10 protein-coding genes are annotated in these 10,362 nt (G+C 63.5%); all 10 read left to right on the forward strand.

Annotated elements, in window-relative coordinates:
* Positions 1-198 precede the first annotated feature (198 nt).
* The 10 genes from V3W39_RS33245 to V3W39_RS33290 all read left to right on the forward strand — a co-directional run bounded on the left by V3W39_RS33245 (position 199) and on the right by V3W39_RS33290 (position 10,283).
* Positions 199-792 (forward strand): transposase, encoded by a 594-nt coding sequence (locus tag V3W39_RS33245; protein ID WP_177048999.1) that lies wholly within the window; start codon positions 199-201, stop codon positions 790-792.
* Positions 793-905: 113 nt separating this feature from the next.
* Positions 906-2,450 (forward strand): ShlB/FhaC/HecB family hemolysin secretion/activation protein, encoded by a 1,545-nt coding sequence (locus V3W39_RS33250; RefSeq protein ID WP_442968444.1) that lies wholly within the window; start codon positions 906-908, stop codon positions 2,448-2,450.
* A gap of 24 nt (positions 2,451-2,474) precedes the next feature.
* Complete coding sequence (locus tag V3W39_RS33255; protein ID WP_330214156.1) at positions 2,475-4,274, forward strand: DUF2341 domain-containing protein; 1,800 nt, start codon at positions 2,475-2,477, stop codon at positions 4,272-4,274.
* An 11-nt stretch (positions 4,275-4,285) separates the two neighbouring features.
* Positions 4,286-4,711 carry an ExbD/TolR family protein gene (locus V3W39_RS33260; RefSeq protein WP_102606336.1) on the forward strand — a complete coding sequence of 142 codons (426 nt, stop codon included), beginning with the start codon at positions 4,286-4,288 and terminating at the stop codon, positions 4,709-4,711.
* A 3-nt stretch (positions 4,712-4,714) separates the two neighbouring features.
* Positions 4,715-5,422 carry an energy transducer TonB family protein gene (locus tag V3W39_RS33265; RefSeq protein ID WP_330214157.1) on the forward strand — a complete coding sequence of 236 codons (708 nt, stop codon included), beginning with the start codon at positions 4,715-4,717 and terminating at the stop codon, positions 5,420-5,422.
* Positions 5,423-5,464: 42 nt separating this feature from the next.
* Positions 5,465-7,168 carry a putative porin gene (locus tag V3W39_RS33270; protein WP_177048995.1) on the forward strand — a complete coding sequence of 568 codons (1,704 nt, stop codon included), beginning with the start codon at positions 5,465-5,467 and terminating at the stop codon, positions 7,166-7,168.
* A 17-nt stretch (positions 7,169-7,185) separates the two neighbouring features.
* Positions 7,186-7,812 (forward strand): hypothetical protein, encoded by a 627-nt coding sequence (locus V3W39_RS33275; protein WP_010173410.1) that lies wholly within the window; start codon positions 7,186-7,188, stop codon positions 7,810-7,812.
* 20 nt (positions 7,813-7,832) lie between these two features.
* Positions 7,833-8,321 carry a YbjN domain-containing protein gene (locus tag V3W39_RS33280; protein WP_330214158.1) on the forward strand — a complete coding sequence of 163 codons (489 nt, stop codon included), beginning with the start codon at positions 7,833-7,835 and terminating at the stop codon, positions 8,319-8,321.
* Positions 8,318-9,253, forward strand: a complete 936-nt coding sequence (locus V3W39_RS33285; protein WP_330214159.1) for a peptidylprolyl isomerase — start codon at positions 8,318-8,320, stop codon at positions 9,251-9,253. Before V3W39_RS33280 ends, V3W39_RS33285 begins: the two co-directional genes overlap by 4 nt.
* A gap of 52 nt (positions 9,254-9,305) precedes the next feature.
* Positions 9,306-10,283, forward strand: a complete 978-nt coding sequence (locus V3W39_RS33290) for a LysR family transcriptional regulator (RefSeq protein ID WP_330214160.1) — start codon at positions 9,306-9,308, stop codon at positions 10,281-10,283.
* The last annotated feature ends 79 nt before the right edge of the window (positions 10,284-10,362 follow it).

Below are 10,362 nucleotides of genomic sequence, written 5' to 3' on the forward strand. Positions count from 1 at the left end.
CATAGTGGCCGTTACCTGAATAACGGATATGCCCACACCACCACTACCACCACCCCCACCCAAAAAAAGAAGCTTTTATGACAAAAGTTCGGTAGTCCCCGGTGCCCCCGGTCTTGGCTATGTAACGCGCTCAACAACGCCAAAACAGGCGATGCCAAAGCCGTAAGCAGGATGCCAGGAGTGGGGCGAATGGGAACTATGGAACGTTATTCGAAAGTCGGCATGCAGGAGCTCGACCAGCGCCTGTCAAAGATCGTCGAAGCCGCGCGCAAAAAACCGGTCTCGGTCTACCGCTATGGCGCACCGTGGGTATGGATCGTCTCCCAGGAAGACTGGCAAGGTGCGCTCAAGGAAGTCTCCAGCTACATCCCCGCAGGCCATTCACTGGTCCTGCTGCGCCCGCAGATCGACGACATCCTCGACCACCACCGCGACCTGCTCCAGGCCGAACCCGGCACCCAGATCGCCCCCCAGACCGTCTTGCAGATCCTGCTGCTGCAACTCCTGTACTCGGTCCCCAACGAACAGCAACTGCACGAACAACTCAACTACAACCTGCTGTTCCGCTGGTTCGTCGGCCTCGACCTGAACCAGAAAGTCTGGGGCATCAACCTCCTGCAACGCGACATCGCCACGTTCCTGGACAACCCACGGGCGGTGCAACTGATCCAGAAAATCATCGGCGAAGTGTTCTGCGGCGCCTTGCTGCACATGCCGGAGTTCTCCCTGAACTTCGCCCTGCTGCACACCTGGCTCGCACGGCACGGCAACACCTCGATATCCAGCAATTGAACAGGCCAAACGCCGGGCAAACGGCGACGGCAATCATCTTGAGTAAACCAGGGGGCGGTGTGGAGCATCTGTTCAAATCAACGCTGGCGCTGTGCTGGCTGACGCTGGGCGCGCTGGCGCAACCGGTACAGGCCGAAGAGCAGGGCGCCCAGCCCGAAGCTCCGGCACGGCTGGTGGACGTCAACGAGTACTTCGTGCGCGGCAATACCGTGCTCGACGCCCGCGCGATCGAAGAAGCGGTGTACCCGTTTCTGGGCCCGCAAAAGACCCTGGCCGATATCGAAGGCGCCCGGGATGCCTTGCAGAAGATCTATCAGGAACGCGGCTATCAGTCGGTGTTTGTCGAACTGCCGGAGCAGAAGGTCGACGACGGTATCGTCTACCTGCAAGTCAGCGAGACCAAGGTCGGCCGCGTCCGTGTGGTAGGCGCCAAACATTATTCGCCGGTGGAAATCCGCGACGAAGTGCCGGGCCTGAAGGAGGGCGCCGTACCGGATTTCGCCAGCGTGCAAACCCAACTCGCCGGCCTCAATCGCGGCGTCGGGCGCCAGGTCACGCCGCTGGTTCGCGAAGGCCAGCGCCCCGGCACCATGGACGTCGACCTGCAGGTGGAAGACCAGAACCCGTGGCACGCCAGCCTCGGCCTGAACAACGACTACAGCGCCGACACCAAGGAACTGCGCAGCGTCGCCACCCTGGGTTACGACAACCTCTGGCAACTGGGCCACAGCATTTCCCTGACCTACTTTACGGCGCCCCAGGACAGCGACAACGCCAAGGTCTGGTCGGGCTCCTACACCGCGCCGCTGAGTGATCGCTGGAGCCTGCAGTTCTCCGGCTACCAGTCCGACAGCAACATCGCCACCATCGGCGGCAGCAACGTGTTGGGCAAAGGCCATTCCTACGGCGTGGCGGCGATCTACAGCCTGCCGGCCAGCGGCAACTGGGCCAACTCGTTCTCGGCCGGTGTGGACTTCAAGGACTTCAAGGAACAGATGAAGTTTGGCGGCAGCACCGACGACATTCCGCTCAAGTACGCACCGCTGACCTTCGGCTACAACGGCTACCGCTACACCGAGCAGTCCCAACTGGGCCTGGGCTTGAACCTGATAGTCGGCACCCGCGCGTTTTTTGGCTACGGCAGCGACGCCGAAGAGTTCCAGTACAAGCGCGACAAGGCCAGCCCCAGTTTCGCCGTGCTCAAGGGCGACCTGAATTACACCTACACCTTCGGCAACGACTGGCAGTCGGCGTCCAAGGCCGGCTTCCAGCTGGCCTCGGGGCCGCTGGTGTCCAACGAGCAATATTCCGCCGGCGGCGCCACCTCGGTGCGCGGTTATCTCGCCGCCGAGCGCACCGGCGACGAAGGCTACCTGCTGTCCCAGGAACTGCGCACGCCGTCCCTGGCCAAGTTCCTCGGCAGCTACGTGCAGGAGTGGCGCTTCTACGCGTTTGCCGAAGGCGCGCGCCTGCGCCTGCATGACCCGCTGCCCGAGCAGGAAGACGAATACAGCCTGGCCAGTGTCGGCCTGGGCACCCGCGCCAGTTTGAGCAAGTGGTTGTCCGGCAGCCTGGATTGGGGCTACCCGCTGCTCGATGGCCCAAACACCCAGAAACAGGACTCGCGACTGCACTTCAGTGTGCAGGCGACTTTCTGACCCCTTTTTTCGGAGACTCCTTACATGCAACGCCTATTTCTGAGCCTGTTGATCTGCCTGGGCTTCGCGCTCCCGGCCACCGCCCATGCCTGGTGGCAGGACGATTGGCACTACCGTAAACAGATCACGGTGGACACCACTTCCCAGGGCGCCGGCATCAACCAGGCCCTGGGCCGCACCGCCTTGCTGGTGCGCCTGCACACCGGCAATTTCACCTTTGACGGGGTCAAGGACGACGGCGCCGACCTGCGCTTTGTCAGTGCCGACGACAAGACCGTGTTCAACCACCAGATCGAAAGCTTCGACCCGCTGATGGGCATGGCGCTGATCTGGGTCGACGTGCCCAAGGTGGAAGGCGGTCAGCGCCAGGACCTGTGGATGTACTACGGCAATCAGAAGGCCCCGGCCACCGCCAACGGCCAGCTGACCTTCGACCCGAACTACACCGCGCTCTATCACTTTGACGGTGCCAACGGCACGCCGCCCCGGGACACCACGGCCTACGGCAACACCGCCGTGAACGCCACCGGTGCGAGCATCGACGGTGTGATCGGCCGCGCGCTGCAGTTCGGTGGCCAGCCATTGCTGTTACCGGCCAGCCCGTCGCTGCAACACGCAGCGGGCGGCGCGTTTACCTTCAGCGCCTGGTTGCGGGTCGACCAGGCCAGCGGCGAGCAAGTGGTCATGGCCCGTCGCGAGGGCGCCCACAGCCTGTTGCTGGGCATGAACCAGGGCATGCCGTTTATCGAAATCGACGGCCAGCGCGCGGTCTCGACCCAACCGCTGAACCCGGGCCAGTGGCAGCACCTGGCGTTCACCGCCGAGGGCGACAAGGTTTCGCTGTACGTCAATGGCCGTGAAACCGCGAGCCTCGCCGTGGCGATGCCGGCGTTCAATTCGCAGCTGGCCATCGGTGCCGATCTGCCGGAAGCCGCCAGTGGCCACCTGCCGTTTACCGGGGCCATGGACGAGCTGCGTCTGTCCAAAGTCGCACGCCCGGCCGCCCTGTTGCTGGCCGATGCCACGGCCCAGGGTGCCGAGTCGAAACTGGTGGCCTATGGCGTGGATGAGGAACAGTCGGGCTTCGGTTTCGGCAGCCTGGGTTTCCTGCTCAAGGCCGTGCCGGTGGATGCCTGGGTGATCATCCTGGTGCTGGTGGGGATGATGGTCCAGTCGTGGTTCATCATGGTCCGCAAGAACCGCCAGGTGAGCCGCGTGAGTGCGGCCAACGAAATCTTCCGCGAGCAATTCGCGCAGATCGGCACACGCCTGGAGATGTACTACGACGACGCATTGCTGGCCGAACGCCTGACCCATTCCTCGCTGTGGCGCCTGTACCTGGTGGCGGTCAAGGAGATCCGTACCCGCCGCGCCCAGGGCGCCGATACCTCGTCGGTTTCGGCGGCCACCATCGAGGCCATCCGCTGCTCCATGGACGGTGTGCGTACCCGGGAAAACCAGTTGCTCGGCGCCAAGCTTTCAACCTTGTCCAACGCCATCGCCGGCGGCCCGTACATCGGCCTGCTCGGCACCGTGCTGGGGATCATGGTGGTGTTCCTCGGCACCGCGATGGCCGGTGACGTGAACATCAACGCCATCGCCCCGGGCATGGCGGCGGCTTTGCTGGCCACGGCCATGGGCCTGTTTGTCGCGATCCCCGCGCTGTTTGGCTACAACCGCCTGATTACCCGCAACAAGGAAGTCAGCGCCGACATGCGCGTGTTCGTCGACGAGTTCATCACTCGCCTGGCGGAGATGCACGGCGAGAGCCAGCACAGTGAAGCGGCGCACCGTCGCGACCACCACGCCAACGTTCCGGCCTGAGGAGAATCAGCATGGCTTCCGTGAATGCCTCCCACGACGATGACGATGACGCACCCGTCGACAGCATCAACATCACGCCCCTGGTGGACGTGCTGATGGTGGTGTTGGTGATGTTTATCCTGACCGCCACCGCCCAGGTCTCGGGGATCCAGATTCACCTGCCCAAGGCCAGCGCCTCGGTGTCGCTGTCGGAGGCCAAGACCAAGGCCATTTCGGTAAACGATGGCGGCCAGGTATTTCTCGATGCTTACCCGGTGACCTTGCCTGAACTGGAAGAACGCCTGCGCATCGAGAAAGCGTTGAACCCGGACTTCCCGGTGATCGTGCGCGGCGACGCCATGGTGCAGTACCAGAAGGTCATCGAGGTCCTTGACTTGCTGCGCCGGTTGGAGCTGTCCCAGGTCGGGCTGGTCACCGGCAAACCGAATCAGGGCTGAACCATGACCGCACAGATGCCGATCGCGCCGATGCCGGCCAAGAACAAGCCGCCGTTGCGCCCGCTGAAGTGGGGCGTCGGCCTGCTGCTGGGGGCCGTGGCCGCCTGGTTTCTCTGGCAGTGGGCCAATGACATGAGTGGCGTGCGCCGCGAAGCACCCAAGGTGCCGACGATTATTCCGTTGCCGCCACCGCCACCACCGCCGCCGGAAAAACCCAAGGAGCCCGAGCCCGAGGTGCAGGAAAAAATCCCGGAACCGGAACCCACGCCGACCCCGGACGAGGTCAAGCCCGAGGAAGAAGCGCCGCCTTCACCGGCGGACGACCTGGCCAACCCGATGCAGATCGACGGCGATGCGCAGTCCGGCAACGACGGTTTCAACATCGGTGCCGGCAAGGGCGGCGGCATGGCCGGCTCCGGTGGCGGCGGGCTTGGCACCGGCACGTTCAAGCAGTACCTGGCCGGGGTGTTCCAGCGCCTGCTGCGGGAAGACCCGCAGCTGCGCAAGAAGGCCTACACGGTGCAGGCCGACCTGTGGCTGAGCACCGACGGCGAGGTGACCCGCGTGGAGCTGGCCAAGTCCAGCGGCGACGCCGAGACCGACGCCCAGGTGCTGGCGGCCTTGCGTGCCACCCCGCGCCTGAAGGAACGCACACCCGCCTCAATGACCCTGCCGGTACGCCTGTCCCTCAAGGGCCGGCGCCCGGATTGATCGAACCCTTTTTTTGCAGTTTTCTACAGGAGTTGTGTGCAGATGATTTCCCACGTGAATCGATTGACCCTGGCGGTCGGTATGGTCATCGCGACCCTGGTCGGGCAGGCGACGGCAGCCCCTGGCGCACCTTCGGAAAACGCCACGGTCAACCTGATCCGCCTGCTGGTGCAGCAAGGTGTGCTCAAGCAGGAGCAGGCCGACGGGCTGATCGCCCAGGCCGAGAAAGAAGCCCAGCAAGCCCGCCAGGCCAATGCAGCCACAGCGGTGGCGGCGACCGGCCCGGCAGCGGCTCCCGGCGATGTGCGCGTGCAGTACGTGCCGGCGGCGGTACGCGACCAGATTCGCGACCAGGTCAAGGCCGAGGTCATGGCCACCGCCAAGCAGGAAAACTGGGCCCAGCCCAACACCTTCCCGGACTGGGTCTCGCGCATCAGCTTCGACGGCGACATTCGCCTGCGGGATGAGTCGCGCTACTTCTCGGGCAACAACAGCAACGAAATCGTCGACTACGCCAAGCTCAACCAAAGCGGGCCCTACGACGTCAACAAGAACACCAACACCCAATTGCCGCCGTTGCTCAACACCCGCGAGGACCGCGAAAACCTGTTCCGCCTGCGCGCCCGCCTGGGCATGAAAGCCGTGATCTCGCCCGACTGGACCGCCGGCATTCGCCTCGGCACCGGTAACGACAACAACCCGGTGTCCACCACCCAGACCCTGGGGGGCGGCTTTGGCAAGAAAGACATCTGGCTGGACCAGGGCTACCTCACCTGGAAGACCACCGACTACATGACCCTGACGGCGGGGCGCTTCGCCAACCCGTTTTATTCCACCGACATGATGTATTCCGGCGACCTCAACTTCGACGGTGTGGCGGCGATCTTCAACCACAAGCTCAACAGCGACTGGGGTCTGTTCGGCACCCTCGGCGCGTTCCCGGTGGAGTACAGCCCCGACACGGCCACCACCAACGGTTTCGACAAGGACGAGAGCGAAAACAAATGGATGTTCGGCGGGCAGATCGGCGCCGACTGGAAGATCAACCGCAGCAACAGCCTGAAAGGCTCGATGGCCTACTACCACTTTGGCGACATCCAGGGCGAACGCTCCAGCCCTTGCTCGCCGTGGTCCGGCCAGCCGGCCTGTGACACCGACGGCACACGCCTGGCGTTTATGCAAAAGGGCAACAGCGTGTTCCTGCTGCGTGACATCGCGCCCAACCCGGCAACGCCCGGCCTGACCCCGCAACCGCAATTCGTCGGCCTGGCCTCCAAGTTCAATGTGCTGGACCTCAACCTGGCATGGGACAGCGAACTGCCGGAAGACCTCAAGCTGCGCAGCCAGACCAACTTCATCCACAACCTGGCCTACGACAAGGGCGAGATGCTCAAGCGCAGCGAAGGCCAGATCGTCAACAACATCAACAGCGATGGCCAGTTTGAAAGTGGCGGCAACGCGTTGCTGGTGCAGTTCACCCTCGGCAGTGCGCTGGAGATGCGCAGGAAGGGCGACTGGAACGTGCTGGCGGGCTACAAGTACATCCAGCCAGACGCCTTGCCGGACGGCTTCAACGACTCCTCGTTCCACCTCGGCGGCACCAACGCCAAGGGCTATTTCATTGGCGCCAATTACGGCCTCGACAAGAACATCTACGCCAGCGCCCGTTGGCTCAGTGCCTCCGAAGTGTACGGCGCGCCGTTTGAAGTGGATGTCATGCAACTGGAACTCAACACGCGCTTTTGACGCGCCGGAGAACGCTCATGAACACGCGAATTTGCGGCCTGCTGTTGCTGCTGATTACCACCGGCGCTTCGGCTGAAGGCATGGAAGAGCGCCTGCGCACCCAACTGCGCAGCACCACCCAGCAGTTGCAGGCGCTGCAAAGCGAGCAGGCCCAGGCCAGTGCCGCGCGCATCGCTGCCGAAACCCAGGCCAAACAGGCCCAGGCGCAGATCAAGCAACTGACTGCCGAGCTGGAAAAGACCCGCGGCGTGGCCGAGCAATTGGTGGGCCAGCAACAGAACCTGCACAGCCAGGCCCAGGCTCAGGTGGCGGCCAGCAACGAGCAGGTGGGCAAGTTCAAGAAGGCCTACGAAGACTTGCTGGTGATCGCCCGTGGCAAAGAGACCGAGCGCGCACGTTTGCAGGCGCAACTCACGGAACGTGACACACAAGTGCAGCAATGTTCAGTCAAGAATCAACAGATGTACGGCGTGGCCCAGCAGTTGCTGACGGCCTACGAAAAAATCGACGTGGCCGACGTGATGAGCATCCGCCAACCGTTCGCCAGCAGCACCCGGGTCAAGTTCGAGGAACTCGCCCAGGGTTTTGGTGATGGTCTATACCTTAATCGGTTCGATGCTCCACAGACCGTCACTAATCATTGATCAACAAGGAAGAGACCACTATGAGCGACGTACAACTGATCACCAGCGTTACCCCGCAAGCCTTGACCGAGCTGCTGCAGGAAGCCGGTTACCGGGTCAACCAGACCGAGCAGAACGGCACCGTGCAATTGCTCAGCGCCAGCCAGGGCATTGGCTTTGCCGTGCGCTTCGGCAACCCGGCGGCGGAGCAGGGCAGCTATGTGGATTTCACCTACAGCTGCGCGCTGCGGGTACAGGGCGAGTTGCCGGACGGCCTGGCGCAAGTGTGGAACGCCTCCCGCCGCTTTGCGCGGCTGTCGTTGCAGGGTGAGTTCCTGCTGATGGAGATGGATGTGGTGGCGGCGGGCGTGGGTGCCCCATACCTGCGCAACCAGCTGGAACTGTGGGACCGCCTGCTGCAGGAATTTATCGTCTACCTGCGTGAATACAGCCAGCAAGCCGCCCAGCTTCAGGCCCAGTCCGAAGCCGCGCCGGCTGTCGACGCGCGCGAAGAGGCGCCTGCCCTGTGAAGAAACCAACCCTTGTGGTCGGCGCCGGCGCCCTGGTGGTGCTGGCGGTCGCGGTGGGGTTGAGCCTGCGACCGGGCAGTGACCCGGTCGCAGCCCAGCAGCCGGCGCCGGTGGCCGTGAAGGACGGGCCGGCAGTGGCGCGTCTGGGCAACCAGCAGATCGACCTGTTTGAACTCAAGTCGGTGCTGGCAACCTTGCCGGCGCAAACCCGCGAGCAACTGCGCGGCAACCGTGGTGCGCTGGAAACCTGGCTGCGTTCGCGCCTGGCGCAAAAGGCTGTGCTGGAACAGGCCGATGCCCAGGGCTGGCGTCAGCGCCCGGAAGTTGAGCAGCAGACCCGTGCCGCCACCGAGCAGATCGTGTTTCGCGACTACATGTTGTCGGTCAGCCAGGTGCCGGCCGATTACCCCAGCGCCGCCGAGCTGCAGCAAGCGTATGACAGCGGCAAGTCACAATGGGTGACACCGCCGTTGTACCAGGTCAGCCAGATTTTCCTCGCCGTGACGGACGCGCAAGCCGTCGACACCGTGCGTCGTCAGGCCCAGGAGTTGAGCCGCAAGGCGCAGGCATCGCCAGGCGAGTTTGCCGCCCTGGCCAGTCAATATTCCCAGGACCCTGACAGCGCCCGGCGCGGAGGCGATTCCGGCATGCAGCCATTGCAGCAACTGGTGCCCGAAATGCGCGGTGTGGTGGCGCGGCTCAAGACCGGCGCGGTCTCGGAGCCGGTGCAGAGTGCGGCGGGGTTTCACGTGCTCAAGCTCACCGGACAACAACCGGCGCGTAACGCGACGCTGGACGAACTGCGCGAGCGCCTGACCGAGGCCCTGCGGGCCCAACGCCAGGAGCAAATTGCCAAGGCCTACCTTGAGGGCATGCTCAACACCGCCACCTTGAGTATCGACGGCGCCGAGCTGAACAAGGTGCTGGAGTAAAAAACGCCTGACCGCATCGGATGCACAGTACCCACAAGACAGGGAGTCTCCCATGGTATTTCTTGACCCGGCTGTACCCCACGGCACCACGCCTTATCGCGGGCTGACCGAGTCCCGCGAGGCCTGGCTGGCCCTGGCCGCCGCCATCGAGCCCGAGGTGGCGCAGTATTTCCTGATCAGCGCGCGCTGTGGCTGTTTCATGCAGGCTGCGCGTAGCCTCAACATCAAGGCCACGCAATTGCGCAAGCGCCTGGCGCAACTGGAAGAGCAACTGCGCCGCTCGCTGTTCAGCTACCAGGGCAATGTCCTGGCGCTCAGCCGCGAGGGGCAGCAGTTGCAGGCGCAACTGATTGCCCTGGCCCATGAGCGGCGCCTGCCGGTGCTGGAACAACCGTTGATTCGGCTGGCGGTTGCCGAGTCGATCCTGCATGACATTCTGGGGCGTGATTTGATCGCGTTGCTGCGACGTAATGCGAGTGTGCGGCTGGAGATCATTTCCATCGACAGCGAGTTGGCGTTGCAGGCGCTGGATGCGGATGTGGTGGTGTGGTTGTCGGGGATGGAGTCGTCGGGGCCTGGGCCGAGTTTTGCCATCGATGCGCCGCAGGTGTTGGCGCGGCTGGATTATTCGCCGCATATTGCCAAGCGTTATTCGCGGTTGGCGGTGCGGCCTGACAGCATTGAAGACCTCGCGGATTACATGTTGGTGCAGTGGCAGCCGGACCGGCAGGTGGAGGCGTTGCGGCCCTGGAACAACCTGGTGGAGCAGCGCTTGGCGGGGGTGGTGCAGGTGCAGGCGTATCCGCTGATGCTGGAGATGATTCGTTGCAGTGCGTGCATTGGGTTGTTGCCGCGGTATATGAGTTGTTTTGACCGTGGGTTGACGGCGTTGGATGGGGTGTTTTTGGAGGGGATGCAGCGGCAGGTGTGGATGGGGGTGAGTGCTGAGGTGCGGCATCCGCAGGAAGTGGGGTGGGTGGTGGAGATGATCCGGAATACCTTTTGGGAGCGGCGGGAGTGGTTTGATTGATTGTGTACATATCCGTTATTTAGGTAACGGCGGCTTATGGTTTCGCTCTTACAGCGAGTCACTTTGCAAAAGCGGCAAA

This window comes from Pseudomonas sp. Z18(2022) (assembly GCF_036346535.1).
GTDB classification, from domain to species: Bacteria; Pseudomonadota; Gammaproteobacteria; order Pseudomonadales; family Pseudomonadaceae; genus Aquipseudomonas; species Aquipseudomonas yamanorum_A.